The following is a 1,167-nucleotide window of genomic DNA, read 5'->3' as shown; positions in this document are numbered from 1 at the left end:
GATTGGTCTTGGCAGTTATAATCATTCCCTACCCCATCATATTGAGTGGATACCATATAGTGAATATAGCAAACCAGAATATTCTGGTATTCTAGCTATTGGCAGTGGAGGAGTATATGAGATACCAGAAGCACTCTCACAAGAAATCCAGGATTTGTTTATTCAAGGTTCGCGAGTAGTAACGATTCTCAATCAGCAAATAGCGGAAAATTCTACAGAAAACGAAACCCCCAGAATGATCCTATTTTCCCGTCAGTCTGGTCAATTTGGATATCTAATCCACACACCTTTGCCTTTAGAGTTATTAGCAGGAAAGTCAGGAAAAGAATTAATCGATCTTGCTATCTTGGAATTGAAAAAAGCTGACTTTCCAGAGATGATTCAGCAGTTGGTGGCTTTATCCTCCCCAGAACAGGTAATGCAACGTCCGTATTATATTCATCCCGTTACTGTTTCTGCTCTAAACCAGCCAAAATGGAACATGGGGCGGGTTGTATTGGCGGGAGATGCAGCTCATGGAATGCCACCATTTATGGCTCAAGGCGCTAATCAAGGACTTGAAGATGCTGCTGTGATGACAACCTTAGTGGCTGAGATTAACAAGCAAAATCAGTGGGATGACATGGCAGCTATAGAAACCGCTTTCAGTAAATATGAGGCTTTGCGTCGCCCGCTTATGGAGCGCGTTCAATACGCAACTTTGACAAGACTACCTCTTTCTTCAGAGCAGTATGGGCAGGAGTACGCTCAACAAGTCTACGCCCGTAATATTGAAGAAATTATGCAAACATTGTTGTAGAAAAAAACTATCCTATTTTCCCCAGAGATGTTCCAGAGAACATCTCAACAATTAGTTTATTTACAACAGTTTGCACAAGAGTTTTAATATTAATCAGGTTTAATATTAATCAGGACTTACGCACGAGGTACGAAAAACTAGGATTTGAGATTGCTTCCCTGTTGGTCGCAATGACGAAAATACATTGTACTGCGTAAGTCCTATTAATCTCTTTTCCTGATAATAATTTGTTTGTTTGTAGTTTTGCTCTAGCCCCTCAAATTTTGCTTTTAGGGCTAGAGCAAAACTACGAGCCTAATTATAAGTATTTTATCAGATATAATATTTAGTCTAATATAATTTCACGACAGGCAAACCTTTTAGGGCTA

General features: G+C 39.6%; 1 protein-coding gene. It reads left to right on the top strand.

The genetic code is table 11. The features are described 5' to 3' along the window. A partial coding sequence (locus ACP6PM_RS19000) for an FAD-dependent oxidoreductase (protein ID WP_426587348.1) occupies positions 1-799 on the top strand: 799 nt, incomplete at its 5' end. Positions 800-1,167: the final 368 nt, after the last annotated feature.

It is taken from the genome of Dapis brunnea BLCC-M229 (assembly GCF_050015995.1).
GTDB lineage: Bacteria > Cyanobacteriota > Cyanobacteriia > Cyanobacteriales > Microcoleaceae > Trichodesmium.
The sequence above is the reverse complement of the archived record's forward strand: the minus strand, read 5'-3'. Positions and strand labels throughout refer to the sequence as shown.